This window comes from Paraneptunicella aestuarii (genome assembly GCF_019900845.1).
GTDB classification, from domain to species: Bacteria; Pseudomonadota; Gammaproteobacteria; order Enterobacterales; family Alteromonadaceae; genus Paraneptunicella; species Paraneptunicella aestuarii.
Genome location: NZ_CP074570.1, coordinates 867511 through 887419 on the forward strand (window position 1 = coordinate 867511; position 19909 = coordinate 887419).

General features: G+C 44.2%; 2 protein-coding genes. Both read left to right on the top strand.

Annotated features, from left to right (window positions below):
- Positions 1-80 precede the first annotated feature (80 nt).
- Positions 81-8258 (top strand): non-ribosomal peptide synthetase, encoded by an 8178-nt coding sequence (locus KIH87_RS03610; RefSeq protein WP_232360170.1) that lies wholly within the window; start codon positions 81-83, stop codon positions 8256-8258.
- Entirely contained in the window at positions 8255-19885 is an 11631-nt protein-coding gene (locus KIH87_RS03615) for a non-ribosomal peptide synthetase (RefSeq protein WP_232360171.1), read from the top strand. The genes KIH87_RS03610 and KIH87_RS03615 overlap by 4 nt, the downstream gene beginning before the upstream one ends.
- The last annotated feature ends 24 nt before the right edge of the window (positions 19886-19909 follow it).

Sequence of the window (19909 nt, forward strand, 5' to 3'; positions counted from 1 at the left end):
AAGGATTAAATCGGTAAGTTTATAACATTAAAAACACCATCAGATGTTAATACAAAAAAATGTTTTAAAGGGGAAGTACAGTGACCATAGCTAAACTTATAAATGAGATTCATGCTAAAGGCATAAAGTTATGGCAGATAGATGGGCAGCTTAAATTTAAGGCCTCAAAAGAAGCTTGGACAGACGATATTCGTGACAAAATTATTGCTAATAAAGAGGACATTATTGCTTTTTTGTCCCAGGCTTCTAAAACCAGTGACATCCCGCCTATTGAACCTGTAAGTCGGATCGATGCTGACGGTCGCCCTATTGCTTCTTTCCCTTTAAGTTTTGCTCAGGAAAGGTTGTGGTTCATTGAGCAAATGGAACCTGACAATACCAGTTATAACCTTCCTGGAGCCGTTACTATCAGCGGCGATCTGAACACTGAGCATTTGGAACAGGCATTCAATCTGTTGATCGAGCGCCATGAAAATCTTCGCACCATTTTCATCAACGAGGAAGGACAGGGACGCCAGGTCATACTGCCCAGTATGGATTTTAAATTGAAGCGTATCGACCTCAGTCAAATTGAAAATGAAGCAACCCTGCATGAGCAATTGCAGCAATTGGGCCAAGAAGAGGCCGCCACTCCTTTCGATTTGACCAAAGGGCCGTTACTTAGAGGAAAACTGGTCAAACTAGGTGAGAATGAACATATGCTCATGCTGACCAAGCATCATATTATCAGTGATGGTTGGTCCATGGGGATTATGATCAAGGAGCTTGGGTTTATCATGGACTGTTTAGGTCAGGGTAAACGCCCCGAATTACCCCCTTTGCCAATACAGTATCTGGATTACAGCGTCTGGCAACGAAAATTGTTGGGTGGCAACAGCAAAGGAGATAGCGGCACAGAACAAGGCAGTCTGCTGCAACAGCAACTGACTTATTGGCAGGAAAAACTCAAGGGTGTACCTGAAAGTCTTAATTTTGCGACGGATTACCCAAGAGCCAGTGTACAAGACATTTCTGGAGCCATGCATACCTTCAGTTTGGATAGAAGCCTGACAGACAAGTTAAAGAAGTTGGCAGAACAGCAAGGTGGCACACTCTACATGATCTTGCTGGCGGCCTTTAATGCATTGTTGTATCGCCTCACAGGGCAAGAGGATATTTGTCTTGGTAGTCCTGTTGCCAACCGGAAATTTGGTGAAACTGAAGGCTTAATTGGCCTTTTTATCAATGTATTGGCACTAAGAAACCAGGTGCAAGGTGATGCATCCTTTATTTCTTTGTTAGCGCAAGTTAAAGAAACGTGTTTAGAGGCATACAAGTATCAGGATACTCCTTTTGAGAAAATAGTGGACAAAGTAGCGTCAGTGCGTAGCACGGCGATTAATCCCATCTTTCAAATCATGCTTGGGTTGCATAACGAGCGCAAGGAGTTGCCTGGACAAAATATTCGTCGCCATCGTTTAGACATTGATACCAGTAAATTGGATATCACTATCTCCTTTACCGAAACACCGGAGGGAATGGATGGTGAAATTGTTTATAAAACCTCCCTCTTTAAACCGCAATCTATTGAGCGACTAGCCCAGCATTTTGGTGCCTTGTGTCAATCAATAGTTGCTGCTCCTGACGCGCAGATCAGTGATTTGGAATTTATTAGTGCAGCTGAAAAACAACTGCTACTGACAGAGTACAACAACACACAAGCCGATTATCCCCGAGATAAGTGTATTCATGAGCTCTTTAAGGAACAGGTAGCGCTCAATCCTGATAAACCCGCTGTAGTCTGTCAGGGGGAAACATTGAGCTTCCAACAGCTTTATGACAAGAGTCTGGCGCTGGCTTTATACCTGCAATCAAAAGGAGTTAAACCGGATAGTCTGGTGGGATTGTGTGTAGAAAGAACTCCGGAAATGATGGTGGGAATACTTGGTATATTGCAAGCAGGAGGAGCTTATGTTCCATTGGATCCTGATCTCCCGGGAGATCGGCTTGCCTATATGTTGCAAGACTGCCAAACCCCTATAGTTTTGACGCTGGAAAAGCTAAAGAACAAACTCAGCGATATAGCCACTGATGAGACACATGTTGTTGCGTTGGATCAGCAATGGTTTCAGATACAAGACGTTGCTGATTCAATGCGTCAGCAAGCGGCATTGAGTCAGGAAGTTAAGCCTGACAATTTGGCTTATGTCATTTATACATCAGGATCCACAGGGCAACCGAAAGGCGTAATGATAGAGCACCGGATGGTGGTTGATTACTGTTATTCAGTGTTCAGGAAAATGGATTTACAGCATTGTGACACCTTTGCGGCAGTATCCACTTTTTCTGCTGACCTTGGAAACATTTCCATATATGTCCCTATTCTTTTTAGTAAAACCATTCATTTATTTTCCAATGACTATGTCAATTATCCTCACAGGTTGAAGGATTATTTTGACTGTCATCCCATTGATTGTATGAAAATTACTCCGTCTCATTTTGAAATGTTCAAAATGTCAGACACTGAGATAGTCGCGTCCTCAAAAGTCCTTATTTTCGCTGGAGAACCTCTCACACAAAGAGTTGTTGAGATTGTCAATACGCTGCAACCGGACTGTAAGGTGTATAACAATTACGGGCCAACAGAAACAACCATTTCCAAACTCTCTACATCGGAACTAAAAAGTAGTGAGTTATCCAGTATTTATTTAGGCAAGCCACTAGACAATACGCTGGTTTACATACTTGATCGCAATAACAAACCTGTTCCTGTCGGTGTACCAGGAGAGCTGCATATTGCCGGGGACGGGGTAGCCAGAGGATATCTGAATCGCCCTGAGTTAACTCAAGAGAAGTTTATTGCTAATCCTTTTGCTCATGCACAAAGCGGCGAAGGTTCACGAATGTACAAAAGTGGTGATCTGGTTCGATGGCTGGATGACGGAAATATTGAATATCTGGGTAGAACTGACAATCAGGTCAAGATCCGAGGCTTCAGAATAGAAGTAGGGGAAATAGAAGAACGACTAAATCAATACCCACAAATCCAGGATGCGGTTGTTGTGGCGCAAGGTGAAGCAAGCGATAAAAAGCTAATTGCATTTTATGTAGCTAGCAATACCAAAGGAGAAGAGCTTGTAGAGCTGGACAATGAAATGTTACGGGCTTGGTTACAGCAGAGTTTACCTGATTATATGTTGCCGATGGCTTTTGTTAGCCTTGAAGGAATTCCACTGACACCCAATGGTAAAGTTGATCGTAATGCATTGGCACGCAAAGATATTAGCCTGGAATCAAAAGAGGCTTATGTTGCACCTCGTAATGCCAGAGAAAAACAACTGGTTGCTATTTGGTCAGACATATTGAATCTTGAGGCAGAGAAGATTGGCATTAATGACAATTTTTTCGAACTCGGTGGCGATTCGATCAAAATCATCCAGGTTATCTACACTGCGTCACAGCATGATATTCACTTTGATATCAATGATATGTTTGATTATCAAAGTATTCGGGAATTGATGGAGAATTGTGATACCAGTGGATCCAGAGAAATAATTAGCGAAGACGGTATCCTTGAAGGCGAAGTTCAATTAGGCCCTGTTCAGGCACATTTCTTTGAGCATGCCCAAACGGACGTTCATCATTATAATCAGTCGATATTGTTAAATCTGAATGTCGGTTTATCCACAGAAGATTTACAGAGCATTGTCACTGCATTAGCTCGACAGCATGATGTTTTAAGGCTTCGATTCACCAAAACCAGTAATGGTTGGCAACAACGATACCTTGGCTCAGTGCCCGATACATCTTCTGAACTTGGCATCCACTCTTATGATATTGCGGCCGTTCAGCAAGATCAGATTGCAGACTATGTGAAAGAGGTTTGCAATCAGTGGCAGAGTAGTCTCGATTTGGAAAATGGCCCTATCATGAGATGGATATGGTTTGATTCCAAAGGTAACAGCAGTGATCAGTTAGCTATTATTATTCACCACCTTGCCGTTGACGGTGTGTCGTGGCGTATCTTGCTCGAAGATCTTAATCATCTGATCGGACAGCAGTTAACCCGGAAACCACTTCAACTTTCAGATAAACGAAGCTCCTATCGGGACTGGGTCAATTCACTGGCAGCCTATAAAGATTCAGAACAAGGTCAAAAAGATCTTGGGTTCTGGATTGAGCAGAGCCAAAAAGCGCAGGGGCTGGATAATGCGCTTGAATCGAAGACCTGGCGTAATGATGATATTTTGGATATCAGGGTTCAGTTATCAAAAAGCAGTACCCAAAAGTTACTAAAACATTGCCATCAGGCTTACGGTACGGACATTAATGATCTGTTATTAACGGCGGTTGTGCTGAGTTATTGTCAGGCCACAGGAAATGATGGGCTGATGCTTGATTTGGAAGGTCATGGCCGAGAGCAGTTAGATCCCGCTATTGATATTACAAAGACCTTGGGCTGGTTCACCAGCATCTATCCGGTTATTTTCCAGCTGTCAAATCCACAGGACATTGGGCAAAGTATTAAGGAAATCAAATCGACTTTGCATGAAATTCCTAATAAAGGCGTTGGCTTTTCCGTATTTCGTTACATCAATCGCCATGAATCGGTACAAAGCATTCCGGAAGCACAGGTTGTATTCAACTTTCTGGGTGATTTTCAGTCGATTGAAAAAGACTCAGGTGGCAATTATTTTTCATTAAGTGAGCAGGCAACAGGTGATGCTATTTCGCGGCAAAAAGAAGTCAATAAGCCAGTGAAAATTAACGGTTTGGTTGCCTTTGAGCAATTGTCTTTTACCTTTAAGTATCCTAAAGAATGGAAAGAACAGCCTATTGGGCAATGGCAAACATGCTTTATTGAAGCGTTAGAAGCTCTCATTGAGCATTGTTGTGATGCGCCCCGGTTAGGGTATACACCTGATGATTTTCCGCTACTGTCAGCTTCGCTGTCGCAACTGGATGATTTAATACCGGATCTGGCTCAACAATGGAATGTTGAACTGAATAACATTCAGGACATTTACCCATTAACTCCGTTGCAATCAGGCATCCTCTTTGAAACGTTATACGCTCAAACTGAGGACAATAAAGGTATGTACCTGACCCAATCTGCCATTGGCATCAATGGTCGGGTAGATATACAAGCATTACGCCGAGCCTGGCAGCTGGTTGTGAACCATTATGATGCCTTGCGGATGCAGATTTTTACGGCTGATGTGAGCAACATCAATACCAGCTTACAGATGATTCTAAGGCATGTGAATGCCGAGATAGATGAAGTGAACTGGTCTGAGAAAACCGATGCGGAACTTAAATCTGCCTGTGAAGACTGGATGCAAAAAAGCAAGCGTTCAGGGATAAGTTTTGAGCAGGGAGCATTGATGCGGATGACTCTCTTCTCTGGCCAGACTTCCAGTTGTTTGCTTTTTGAACAGCATCATATTGTGATGGACGGCTGGGCAAAGGGGATCGTCCTTTCCAATCTCTTCAAAGCCTATCAAGCGCTGGTACAGCGGCAGGAATATCAGCTGCCGGAAACGGCTCCTTTCCGCGCCTACGTCGCGTCGTTACTCAACCGTGACAGCGACAAGGACGCTTCATACTGGAAAGATTATCTGTGCCATTATGACGAGAAAACACCTTTGCCAATGATGAACTTAAAGGCTGAGCAAAGGGAGGCCAAAAAGGCATTTGAAACGGTAGATTTTTACCTGTCTGAGGATGCAACTAAACAGCTTGAGCAACTGATTAAAACCCACCGATTGACGATGAATACGGTTCTGCAATTTATTTGGGCTTTAATGTTGCATTTACATAGCGGTAATAAAGTGGTCACTTTTGGTAGTGTCAGCTCCGGACGTACCGGCATACTTGATATTAAGCACAGTGATCAAATTGTGGGTCTGTGCATTAATACAACCCCTACCTGCATTGGGTTTGATGCAAACAGAAGTTTGCTGGAGCAACTCAAGCAAATGCAAATCCGGGAATCAGAAAAATTAAATTTTGAAACCACGTCATTGGTTGAAATTCAGCAAATGTTAGGAAATAACAGCAATGAAGACTTTTTCCAGACCCTGTTCGTTTATGAGAACTATCCGGTTGAAAGAATTGCTGAAGCCGACAGCCTTATTAACAGTTTTAATGGTGATGAAACCCCTAACTATCCTCTGACAATCAAGGGAGCGGCTAAGGACAAACTGTCAATTTCGTTTACTTATGACGGTTATTACTATGAGAAACAAACCGTTGTTACTCTGACAGAGCAGTTTGAGAGGTTAACCTTGCAGCTGATTGCTTCTCCCGATGCGGCAATTAAAGACTTAAGTTTATTGACCCCTGAACAAAAACAGCAGGTACTCACTCATTTTAATGCCACCCAGGCTGACTACCCGCAGGATAAGTGTATCCATGACCTCTTTCAGGAGCAGGTCGCGGTTAATCCGGACAAGACTGCGGTGGTCTATGAAAATGAATCTCTTAGCTATCAGCAGCTTTACGACAGAAGTCATGCTCTGGCGTTATATCTGCAGTCGCAGGGCGTGACTCCGGATACCATGGTGGGGCTGTGTGTTGAAAGGTCAATTGAGATGATGGTTGGGATATTGGGGATACTACAAGCCGGTGGTGCATATGTACCTCTGGATCCGGACTATCCTCAGGAACGCCTGGCTTATATGTTGGCAGATTGTCAGACAGCGCTGGTACTGACTCAGGAAGCACTGCTTCCTAAGCTTTCAGAGGTTGTTACGCAGGATACAACACTGATCGCACTGGACGGGCAATGGGCTGAGATTGAGCAGTGTGCAGCAGGCTTACAAAGCGAAGGCATTTCTCTGGAGCGAAATGGGGTTCGAGAGATGAACTCAGAGCACCTTGCCTATGTGATTTATACGTCCGGCTCTACCGGACAGCCCAAAGGTGTGATGACGAGCCACCGTGCAGTTAACCGACTGGTGAAGAATACCAACTTTATCGCTATCTCGGATGAGGATACTTTCTTACAGTTTGCCTCATTGTCCTTCGATGCGGCAACGCTGGAAATTTGGGGGCCACTGTTAAATGGTGGAAAACTGGTCATTGCACCGCGAGGCAAAGATGCCGTTGAGCATCTTGGTGAACTCATCGCTCGATATCAGATAAGTGTGCTGTGGCTGACATCAGGGCTGTTCCAGTCATTGGTAAAAGATAACGTTGCTCAGTTGGCTGGTCTTAGAGTGTTATTGTCAGGTGGTGATGTGGTTCCGGTGGACACAACCCGGAAGTTTTTAGAGCACTGTCCGGATAGCATCTTTATTAATGGTTATGGCCCCACTGAAAACACCACATTTACCTGTTGTTATGTGGTAACAGAGGCGTTGCCTGACGATATGAGTAGCTTACCCATTGGTTCACCCATTGCTAATACGCAGGTTTATATTCTTGACCAATACCAACAACCTGTACCCGTGGGCGTACCCGGTGAGCTTTATATCGCTGGCGATGGCCTGGCGCGCGGATATCTCAATCAACCTGAACTAACGGCTGAGAAATTCATCACTAATCCGTTTATGCCTGGCAGCAAGTTGTATCGAAGTGGGGACATGGTTCGCTGGCGAGAAAATGGCACGATTGACTACCTTGGACGTATTGATACCCAAGTGAAAATTCGAGGCTTCCGTATTGAAACTGGCGAGATTGAAAATCAGTTGAAACAGCATCCCGGAATTAAAGATGCTGTTGTGGTTCCTCAGGGCTCTGCCGGTGACAAGCAACTGTTGGCCTGTTATGTCGCCAAGAACAGTAAAGAGGGTGAGCTTGTGCAACTAAGTAACGAAGAATTAAAAGCACAGCTTCGGAAAAATTTACCTGAGCATATGCTCCCTGCTGTATTTGTTAGCCTGGCAGCAATTCCGTTGACGGCTAATGGTAAAGTTGACCGACGTAAATTGGCTGCAATGGATGTGAGTGCTGAGTCGGATGCAGACTATGTTGCACCGCGCAATCAAACTGAATATACGCTAGTCGGCATCTGGAGTGAGGTGTTAAAACTTGCGCCTGAAAATATCGGAATAAACGACAGCTTCTTCGATTTAGGCGGGAATTCATTATTGGTGACTCAAGTGATTGCCAAGATCCATAGCCAATTAGACATAAAGATCCCCATGAAAGCACTGTTTAGTGCCAATACTATTGCTGGTGTGGCGGAAGTTTGTCAGGTCATTAAAGTCCAGCAAGATAATCTGCTGTCAAATGCAGAGCGTACAGATGTTGAATTTGAGGAAGTGTCACTATGACCGCTTTTGCATTAATCACTGAATTACATAGCAAAGGAATAGAGCTATGGCAGGAGAACGGGGAACTTAAGCTAAAGGCCCCGAAAGGCGTTCTAACTGAGGAGCTGAAACAGAAACTGATCAGTAATAAATCTGAAATTGTTGCTTTTCTACAAGAAGTAGCGGCAGCAGATAAGCTTCCTCCTGTACGACCCATGAATAAGGATGGGGCAGGTGCCTCTGGTCAACAGCCTCTCAGTTTTTCCCAGCAGCGGTTATGGTTTATCGACGCTTTGCAGGGGGGAACGCCGGAATATAACATTCCCAAAGTGTTCGAGGTGAAAGGTCAGCCAAATCTGATCATGCTAACCGATGTTTTTAATACCATTATCGAGCGCCATGCAATCCTCAGAACAGTGTATATCAACGAAGGTAATGAGACATTTCAGCATGCTCGAAATATGTCTGATATCTCTTTCGCTATTAAAGTACAAGATCTGAGTCACCTCACTGGCGAAGCGCTTCAAGCACAAGTCAACGCACTGATTGAATTGGACATTTCCACTCCATTTAACCTGGCAGAAGATCTGATGCTGCGGGTGAGCTATGTGAAAATGACCGCTAGTAGTGGTGTGATGATATTTAATATGCATCACATTGCTTCAGATGGCTGGTCGATGGAGGTGTTGGTTAAAGAATTTGTCAGATTATATGCAGCGTATAGTCAGGGGCAGGTTAATCCACTTCCTGAATTGGCAATTCAGTACGCTGATTATGCCCACTGGCAGCGAGATTATCTCGAAGGAGAGGTGCTGGAGTCACAGCTTGGCTATTGGGAGAAGCAACTGAATGGATTGCCCGCGGTGCATAGTCTACCTTTGGATTATACTCGCCCGAATACAAAGCAATACAAAGGCGCGGTGGTTCTCGGTCAATTATCCGCTTCCATAGCCAAATCGTTGCTCAGTGTGGCCAAGGCACATGAACTTACACCGTTTATGTTATTGCATGGCGCGTTGGCACTGCTTTTGTCCAGACACAGTAACACTAGCGATATTGTTATTGGTACCCCTGTTGCGAACAGACTGCAAGCAGAGCTGGAGTCATTAATTGGCTGTTTTATTAATACGTTAGTGCTTAGGGTAGATACCAGCCACAGCACGTTGTCTGAGTATTTTGCTCATATCAGGCAGGTGCATTTAGACGCACAATCAAACCAGAATGTCCCTTTTGAGCAATTGGTTGAACGCTTAAATGTGCCAAGAAGTACAGCTCATAGTCCGCTCATTCAAATTATGATAACCACCAATACGGATTATCGGGTCAGCGATACATCGGGTGATGCCGCTTTCACCTTGGCTGATGTAGGCATTCAAGCGTATCAGACAGATTTTATCCGGGAAAAGTTTGACCTGAGTGTCAAAATGAGTCTTTCTGAACAGGGGGGGGGGTTAAACTGGAGCTATGATGTCAGTCTGTTCAGCGCAGAACATATCATGCAGTTGAATGCACATTTGTGTCGTTTGCTTGAAGGTATAGGTCAGGCGTTGGATACAAGGTCTCAGGCACTTCATGCCCTGCCCATGTTATCGACGGAAGAAATCCAGTATCTGGTTCATGACTTAAACAATACAGGGAACGATTATCCAAAGGATAAAGGCATCCATGAGCTGTTTATTGAACAGGTGGCTGCTAATCCGAATAAGACAGCAGTGGTGTATGAGGGAGAAAACCTAACATATCAACAACTGTATGAGAAAAGCACGGCTCTGGCATTGTACCTGCAATCTCTGGGGGTGAAACCTGATTTCCTCGTGGGATTATGCGTCGAGCGTTCACTCGATATGATGGTGGGGATACTGGGTATATTGCAAGCAGGTGGCGCCTATGTGCCATTGGATCCGGATTCTCCGGATGACAGGCTGTCCCATATGGCTCAGGACAGTCAGTGCGCCATTATTCTGACCCAACAAAAGCTCAAAGGTAAGCTTTTCGATATTGTGACATCAGATACACACATCATCACTTTAGATGAGCAGTGGTCTGAGATAAAGGCTTGTGCTGCTGATTTAAATCGAAAGGGAGTGCAGCTAGAGCAAGAGGTAACTCCTAAGCATCTGGCCTATGTAATTTATACCTCTGGCTCTACGGGTAAGCCCAAAGGTGTAATGATTGAGCATGGAATGATTGTTGAGTATAGCTATTCGCTCTACAGCAAAATGGATTTACAGTCTTGCGACACATTTGCTCTGATATCTACAATTTCGGCAGATCTGGGCAACACCAATTTATATATTCCGGTTATTTTTGGCAAAACTATCCATCTGATTTCCAATGAGTGTGTGAATGAGCCGGGCGAGTTAAGAGCTTACATGAACGCTCACCCCATTGATTTCATGAAAATTACACCCTCTCATTTTGAAATGTTCAAAACGTCAGATACGGAAATTGTTGCACCTAATAAAATACTTATTTTTGCTGGCGAGCCGCTTCCTGGAAAAATTGTTGAGACGGTTAATCTGCTATGTCCCGATTGCAAAGTGTTTAACAATTATGGGCCGACAGAGACAACCATTTCCAAGCTATCAACCACTGAACTAATAAGTACGGAATTGTCTCGTATCCATTTAGGTAAACCATTAGGTAATACTCAAGTTTATATTCTTGATCCCTTTAATAATCCGGTTCCGGTGGGTGTGCCTGGTGAGCTGCATATTGCCGGTGCCGGGGTGGCAAGAGGCTACCTCAACCGACCTGAACTGACGAAAGAGAGATTTGTCCCCAATCCTTTTGCTGAGCAACATGGTGGAGGCGACAGGATGTATAAAACGGGTGACCTGGTACGCTGGCTGGATGATGGCAACATTGAGTATTTAGGTAGGGCTGATACACAGATTAATATCCGTGGTTTTCGTGTTGAAACAGGCGAGATCGAATCCCAGCTTGACCAGCACCCAGACATTAAAGATTGTGCCGTCGTTGCGCAGGGGCAGGGTAGTCATAAAAGACTGATTGCCTTTTATGTGGCTAAAACCCAATCAGCCCAAGATGCAGGTTCAGATTTAAACTCATTACCCGGAGTGGAATTAAAAAGCTTCTTAGCGAAATCTTTGCCGGAGTATATGCTGCCAGCCGCGTTTGTGAACCTCGACGCTATTCCTCTGACCGCCAATGGCAAAGTTGATCGCGCGGCATTAGAGCGAAGAATGGTGACCTTGGAATCAGGGCAGGACTACCTCGCTCCGCGAAACCTGACAGAAGAAAAGCTGGTATCTATCTGGGCCGAAGTGCTGGGAATAGATGCTGAAAAGATCGGTGTTAACGATAACTTTTTTGAACTGGGTGGGCACTCGCTGTTGGCAACTCAGCTTAGATCCAGAGTTCGTGAACAATTTAATGTTGATTTGCCTTTAAAGGCTTTATTTGAACAGCCGTGTATTGCAGGTTTTGCATTACTGGTGTCTCAGGCTGATCTGAGTGACATCCCGGCTATTACCGCTTCCCGTCGTACATTGGAAGATGGTACGCCTGTGAAATCGTTTCCGCTGAGTTATGCGCAGGAGCGTTTATGGTTTATTGAGCAATTGGAACCTGGTAAAGCAGACTACAACATGCCTCAGGCCGTGACCATAAGTGGCAAACTCAATGTTGAATACCTTGAGCAGGCTTTCAGGTTAATGATTTCACGTCACGAAAATTTGCGTTCTGTCTTCCGGAATGAGGAGGGGCGCGCTCGGTTGGTTATTCTTGAACAGATGGATTTTAATATAGAGTCCAGAGATCTGAGCCAGCTCAATGATATTGCAAACCGTGAACAAATAGCGAAACAGCTTTGCCTGGAAGAAGCCGCAAAACCCTTTGATTTGGCTAACGGCCCCCTTTTAAGGGTAAGGCTGCTGAAATTGGCAGAACAAGAGCATATTTTACTCCTGACTATGCATCATATTATCAGTGATGGCTGGTCTGCAGGGGTTATGATTAAAGAATTCAGCCTTATCATGGCTGCCTTGCAAAAAGGCGAGAAACCTGAGCTACCTGCCATGTCGATCCAATATGTGGATTACAGTATTTGGCAACGAGCCTTGTTGGAGCAAAGTGGTTCCGGAAATGTAACCAGGCTACAGCAACAACTGGACTACTGGCAGAAAAAACTAAAAGGTGTCCCTGAAAGCCTTGAACTTATTACGGATTATCCCAGACCCAGCACTCAGAATTTTGCTGGGGACAGGCATACATTCAGTCTGGATATTGGCTTAAGTCAGCAATTGCAATCCCTCTCCGAGCAGCACAGTTGCACATTGTTTATGACCTTGTTGACCGCCTTTAATGTATTGCTATATCGCTATACGGGTCAGGAAGATATTTGCATTGGTAGCCCGATTGCCAATCGCCATTACGGAGAAACAGAAGGGTTGATTGGCATGTTTGTCAATACGTTGGCCTTACGAAATCAGCTGGATACTGAATCCTCGTTTCAGTCTCTTCTAGAACAGGTTAAAACTACCTGCCTAGAGGCTTATGAGCATCAGGATACGCCGTTTGAAAAAGTGGTTGATGCGGTGCAGCCGGGACGTAACATGGCATTTAGCCCGCTATTTCAGGTTATGTTTGTATTGCAAAATACGCCGGAGGAAGCAACCGATCAGCCCATTCGTTTATATCCTCTGGAGCGCCACAGCAGTAAATTTGATCTGACACTTTCGTTTACTGAAACCTCCCAGGGGTTAGTCGGTACTATTGAATATCGCACGTCGCTTTACCAGGCTAACACTATTGCCCGAATAGCACGTCATTATGAATTGCTGTGTCGAGCTATCATTAGTTCGCCTGATACCAGTATTAGCCGGTTCGTATTTATGGAAGAAGCCGAACAGAAAAGGCTTATAAGGAGCAATAACGAGACTCGGAGAGACTATCCAAACGATAAATGCATTCATGAGTTATTTATCCAACAAGTTGCCAAAAATCCTGATAAAGCAGCCATTGTTTTTGAGAACCAGTCTCTGAGTTACCAGCAACTATATGACAAGAGTCGTATGCTGGCGTTATACCTGCAATCCAAAGGTGTTAGGCCCGATAGTCTGGTTGCTGTCTGCATGGACAGAACTCTGGATTTGTTGGTAGGAATGCTGGGAATTTTACAGGCTGGTGGCGCCTATGTGCCTTTAGATCCTTCATACCCTGACGACAGACTGGATTATATGCTGAAAGATAGTCAGGTAAGTATTGTCCTGACCCAGGAAAGCCTTAAGGATAACCTGTGCGGTTTAGTGAAAGATGACGTTGAACTGGTTGCATTAGATCAGCAATGGTTAGAGATTGCCGAATGTGTTGCCAGGCTGGATGCTGGTGATGTGGTCTTGCGAGAAGAAGTTAGACCTCATCATTTGGCTTATATGATTTATACATCCGGTTCTACCGGTCAACCCAAAGGTGTTATGGTCGAACATCAGGGGCTGGTTGCTTTATGTGCATGGCATGAAAATGCTTTTAAGGTTACACAGGACAGTAGAGCAACGCAGTTGGCCAATATCGCATTTGACGCCTCGGGATTTGAAATCTGGCCTTATCTGACTAATTCAGCAACTGTTTTTATTGGCACCAATGATACTTATATTGATGCAACAAAATTAAACGCTTTTATTACCGAAAATAAGATTAGCCATTGCTTTTTAGCCACACCTGTTGCGCAGTTACTCATGCAAAGCAATGAGGTTATTAATCCACACCTGGAATATCTGTTTATTGGCGGCGATAAGCTGTCACATTATCAGGAGCGGGATTATTCGTTTGCATTGGTGAATAATTATGGCCCTACTGAAACTACGATTGTAGCGACCTTCCATCGTATAGAAGGAGAATTCCCATCTCAGATTATTGGACGCCCCATATCCAATACACAGGTCTATATCCTTGATCAGCATAACAACCCTGTTCCTGTCGGTGTGCCCGGTGAATTGCATATTGCCGGTGATGGTGTTGCCAGAGGCTATTTTAACCGTCCAGAGTTGACTAAAGAGAAGTTCATTCCTAATCCATTTGTATCTGGTAGCAGAATGTATAAGTCGGGTGATCTGGCTCGCTGGTTGGATGATGGCACTATTGAATACTTGGGACGGATTGATACCCAGGTGAAAATCCGCGGTTTTCGGATTGAAACTGGAGAGATTGAGGCGAAGTTGAATCAACACCCAGCCGTTAAAGATTGTGCTGTAGTGGTACAGGAGCGAGACGGCGACAAGCACCTGGTAGCGTACTATGTTGAGAGTGGTGTTGCGGTTGATGACGCGCAAGTTGAACTTAACGATTCAATATTAACCTCATTTTTGCAGCAATCCTTACCTCAATATATGTTGCCATCGGCCTTTATATGTATAGAGGAAATTCCGTTAACCGCTAACGGCAAAGTAGACCGCCGAGATTTGCAACGCCGCCGGGTTAATCTCGAGTCAAATAAGGCTTATTTAGCACCACGTAATGCAACAGAAGCGCAATTGGTTGATATCTGGGCAGAAGTGCTGAATGCTACAGCCAGCAAGATCGGTGTGAATGATAACTTCTTTGAACTGGGTGGGCATTCCTTGCTGGCAACGCAACTGATATCCAGGATAAGGGCTCGGTTTGAAGTTGAACTACCTCTGAGGATTTTGTTTGAACAAGGCACCATCTCAAGCCTTGCGCCATTAATTGAACAGGCCGAATGCAACAAGATCCCACCCATCAAACCGGTTAATAGAACAAATCCTGATGGCAGTGCAATTGAGTCTTTCCCATTGAGCTATGCACAGGAAAGGATATGGTTCATTCAGCAACTTGAGCCTGGTAGTGCGGGTTATAATATTCCTGGCGTATTTATCGTTAGCGGTGAGATTGATATCCGCCTTCTGGAGCAAGCATTTAAGCTGATCATTGATCGCCATGAAAATTTACGTACAGTCTTTCCAGAAGAAGAGGGACAAGCCAGGCAAGTTATTCTGGATTCTATAGCCTTTAACCTTGAAATGATTGACTTGAGCGATATCCGGGATATCGAAGCTCAACATAAGAAGGCACGGCAAGTCTGTCAAAGTGAAGTCGAGAGGCCATTTGATCTTGGTACTGGGCCTCTTATTCGAGGAAAAGTCGTTAAACTTTCAGATGTAGAACACATTCTTGTTCTGACAATGCACCATATTGTCGGTGATGGCTGGTCTGTGGGTGTAATGATCAAAGAGTTTGGGCAGATCATGGCACAGCTGCAACAACACCAACATCCGAGTTTGCCCGCCTTGCCGGTTCAGTATCTGGATTATAGTGTCTGGCAAAGAAAGTGGCTGGATGAAGACGGGGTGCTTAAGAAACAACTTTCCTACTGGCAACAAAAATTGAACGGTGTACCAGAGAGTCTTAACTTCCCGACAGATTATTCTCGTCCAGCTGTTCAGGATTTTGTGGGAGCTCGATATACATTCCGTATGGAGCCTGAGTTATCAGAGCGATTAAAAGCATTGTCAGAAGCACAGGGATGTTCACTGTTTATGACTATGCTGGCAGCTTTTAACACCTTGCTTTATTTGTATACGGGGCAGGATGATATTTGCCTTGGTAGTCCAATTGCAAATAGGCAATATGGCGAAATTGAAGGACTTATTGGTATGTTTGCAAACACCTTGGCGTTACGCAATCAGGTGGAGGCAGAGGCACCATTTACGTCATTACTGACCCAAGTAAAAACAACCTGTCTGGAAGCCTACGAGAATCAGGATACCCCGTTTGAAAAGGTAGTGGATTTGGTGCAACCAGTGCGAAATATGGCTCTTACGCCATTGTTCCAGATCATGTTTGTGCTACAAAAACCGCTGGCAGACGATACTCAACAGAATATTCGCTCTTACCCATTGGATAGCAACATTAGTAAGTTTGATCTGGTAGCTTCATTTACCGATGCTCCAGATGGTTTGGTGGGGATTTTTGAATATCGAACTTCCCTCTACAAATTGCAAACCATGGAACGTTTAGGGCAGCACTTTAATGAGCTGTGTCAGGCCATTGTCGCTAATCCTGGCTGCAATATTGCGGATCTGGTGTTTATTGGTGAGGCAGAAAAGCAGCAGGTACTACATAGTTTCAACGATACTCAGGCGGATTATCCGAAGAACAAATGTTTACATCACTACTTTGCGGAACAAGCGATTAGCCATCCCGATAATTTAGCTGTGGTGTATCAGGATGAAACCTTAACTTATCAACAGTTGTACGAAAAAAGCCAGACTCTGGCATTGTATCTCCAGTCTAAGGGAGTAACCCCTGATACGCTGGTTGGCCTGTGTGTGGAAAGATCGCTGGAAATGATGGTAGGCATTTGGGGGATTCTACAGGCTGGAGGAGCCTATGTACCTTTAGATCCTGATTACCCGGAAGACAGACTGGCTTACATGATTGAAGACAGTCAGGCGACCATTATTCTTACTCAGGATAAATTAACCGAAAAACTTAGGTCTCTGGTAGCGCAAAGCACCGAAATTGTGACGTTGGATCAGCAATGGTCAGAGATAAAAGCTTGTGTTAATGAGTTGGAATCTCAACAGATTGAATTGCAGCATGAGGTGAATTCTCGTCATTTGGCTTACGTCATATATACATCCGGTTCTACCGGAAAGCCAAAAGGTGTAATGGTAGAACATCAGGGCGCTGTAAACCGCCTTGACTGGATGCAGCAAAAATACCAGATCGACCAGAACGACAGGGTTCTACAGAAAACCCCCTTCAGCTTTGATGTGTCGGTATGGGAGCTGGTGTGGCCGATGATGTACGGTAGTGCTCAGGTGATCGCAAAATCTGGAGGGCATAAGGACAATGACTACCTTGTTGGACTGATCAACAAAGAACGGGTGACTACCCTTCATTTTGTCCCTTCAATGTTAAGAGTTATGTTGCAGAGTAAGGAATTCGGACAATGCCATTCGCTTAAGCAGGTTATTTGCAGCGGGGAAGCATTGGAGCCCGATTTGGTCAGGGAATATTACAAAATGACCAATACCCCTTTGTATAATCTTTATGGGCCAACTGAGGCCTCAATAGATGTCACCAGTTATGATTGCCTTAAGGGCGAAGAACTGGTTTCTGTACCAATTGGTCGACCGATTAATAATATTCAGCTCTATATTTTGGATAAAAACCTACAGCCAGTGCCTAAAGGTGTGCCCGGCGAGCTACATATTGCGGGTGATGGGTTAGCAAGGGGATATTTAAATAAAGCGGAATTAACGCAGGAAAAATTCATTAATAACCCATTCGCTTCTCAAAGTGGTGGGAGCGCTCGAATGTATAAAACAGGCGACTTGGCTCGCTGGATGGACGATGGAAATATTGACTATCTGGGGCGTATTGATGATCAGGTGAAATTGCGCGGTTTCAGGATTGAACTGGGAGAAATCCAGTCGCAATTATTGCAATTGGACGAGTTAAGCGACGCCAAGATATTGCTTAAAGAAGAAGGTGAGCGTAAAGAACTGGTTGCTTACATTGTACCCAACATGCATAAAGAGCCGATCATATGGAAACTCCTGCAAATGCAGAGTCAAGGCGAGAACATGAAAGATGTGCATCGCCTCCCCAAAGGTTTGCCAATTTTCTGTATTAACCCTCAAGAGGCTGATTTTACCTATGAGGAGATATTTGAAGATGAATGTTATTTACAGTACGGCATCACCCTGAAAGACGGTGATTGTGTACTGGATGTGGGGGCAAATATCGGTGTATTTTCCATGTTTGTTAACGCTGTTATATCCGATGCCAGAATTTTTGCGTTTGAGCCTTTACCGCCAATATATGACGCTCTTCGACGCAATGGGATGCTTTATGGCGACAATATTCAAACCTTTAATTATGGTATTTCCTCAGAGTCAGGGGAAATGACCTTTAGCTATTATCCTCACGCGTCAATTCTCTCTGGTGGCTATGCCAGTAAAGAAGAAGAGAAAAATACGGTCAGGAGCTATATCGAGAATACTGAGGCCAGCCTGTCAGAAAAAGAATTGGAAGAGCTTCTGGAAATTCGTCTTGAAACAGAGGAGTTCAGCTGCCGCCTGAAAACAATATCTGAGGTCATTGAGGAAAACGGCATAGAATCTATTGATTTGCTTAAGGTGGATGTTGAAAAGAGTGAGGCTGAAATTCTGAAAGGGATTCGGGATGAACATTGGGGAAGAATACGTCAACTGGTATTAGAAGTTCATGATACTGAAGGCCGACTACAATGGGTTGAAAATCTCTTGCAGAGCAAAGGCTATACCTATGTCTCGGAACAGATTGATATTCTTGCCGGAACTAACCTATATCAGATTTATGCTCGATTGGACAATAAAGCCAATGATCAGCTTATTAGCTCCGAGCATCCATCGCTTCAGCAATTAACTCAGAACAGCACTTTCCTGGATGTTAATGAATTCATCCATTATCTGCAGGAAAAACTTCGGGCTACTTTACCGGAGTTTATGGTTCCAGCCAGATTTTTAGCGCTTGATAAACTGCCTCTGACGCCAAATGGTAAGGTAGACAGACGAGCATTAAAAAATATGGATGTTGGCGTTGCTTCCAGTCGTGATTATCTTGCTCCTCGCAATGAGATGGAAAAGCAGCTAATTGCTATTTGGGCTGATGTTTTGGAACTTGAACCGGAAACCATTGGGATTAACGACAGTTTCTTTGAACTGGGTGGGCATTCCCTGATGGCTGTAAAATTAATAGCGAAAATAAACAAGCAGTTTAATCAATCACTCGCTCTGACTACCCTTTTCACCGCTACCAGTGTAGCGGCAATAGCAGAAGTTATCGGCGGCAATAAAGACAGCGATACAGGGGTTTTAGTATCTATTAAGGCAACAGGAAGTGGTTCGCCAATGTTCGCGGTGCCGGGAGCCGGGGGAAATGTATTGCCTTTCCAAGCTCTTGCACGGGGAGTGGAACAGCCACTTTATGGTTTACAGGCCATTGGACTTGATGGCATCGAACCGCCGCTAAACAGCGTTGAAGAGACTGCTGAGATCAATATTAAGGCTATGAAGTCTATACAGCCCGAAGGACCATACACTCTAATAGGTCATTCCTATGGCGGAGCCGTGGCCTTTGAAATGAGTAAAAAGTTATTGCAACAGGGTGACGAGATAGCTTCATTAACCTTGTTGGATTCTTTTGCTCCATCTCTGATTCAGCAACTTATTACACCTGATGAAACGGCAATGTTGACTGAGGCTTTAACTAGTTTGATGAATCTTTATGGTGTGCATTTAGGTGAAGCTGACTTTAAAGCTTTGTGTATTGCCTGCAAAAATGGCGTTGATGAAGACATTGCTGTTCTGTTTGAAAGTCAAGGTATCGAAATGGCACCAGAACAATTCCTGGCTTATTTCAATGTGTATAAGGCAAATCAGCATTGTTACCATACCTATAAGCCATCGAAACTTGGTCATGAGATTGATGTGACTTTATATCGAGCCCGTAATAGTCATCGGGAACAAATGCTTATTATGGATGATTATGGATGGAATGAATTGCTGCAAAGTCCGATTAAAATTCATGATGTGGAAGCCGATCATTTTACCTTGTTGGATGAGGAGCATATCCAACAGATTATTAATCGTCTTTATGGACTATCTGTCTTTGAATAGTCGGTAGGTCTTAAAGAGGTGTTA